At 65.5% G+C, this 487-nt stretch carries 1 protein-coding gene; it reads right to left on the bottom strand.

Going from position 1 to position 487, the window contains the following annotated elements:
- Positions 1 to 487: hypothetical protein (locus TSA1_RS39135; RefSeq protein WP_210421912.1), on the bottom strand; the 487-nt coding region annotated here is incomplete at both ends.

Raw genomic sequence — 487 nt, 5'->3', positions numbered from 1 at the left:
CGCCCGACGTGTTCAGCGTGATGTAATCTCCGCTCAGCGTCACGTAATCGCTCGTGCCCACCAGCGTCACCGACTCGCTCGCGCCCGCCAGCGTCACGTAATCGCTGTTGCCGACAACCGTCGCCGTGTTGCCCGTCCCGGTCAGAACCACGGTCGTCCCCGACTGCCCCGACACCGTGCTGCCCGTGCCGTTCAGCGTCACCTTGGCATTGATCGCCCCAGCCGCAACCGTGACGTTCTCGTTGCTGCCGTTCAGCGTCACCGTGTCACCGGTCGCATTCACCGCCACGCTCGCGCCGCTGCCGTTGATCGTCGCCGTGTTGTAGCTGCCCGTAACCGTGAAGCTGGCCGCGCTCGCCGTCGTGATCGTCTCGGTTGCGCTGGCGCTGCTGATCGTCACCACGTCGCCGGTCCCGTTCAGCGACAGGATGTCGCCCGTTCCGTTGATCGTCACGATCTCGTTGTTGCCGTTCAGCGTCACGGTGTC

The sequence above is a fragment of the Bradyrhizobium nitroreducens genome, assembly GCF_002776695.1.
Lineage (GTDB): Bacteria > Pseudomonadota > Alphaproteobacteria > Rhizobiales > Xanthobacteraceae > Bradyrhizobium > Bradyrhizobium nitroreducens.
This window is presented reverse-complemented; position numbering and strand designations above follow the sequence as displayed.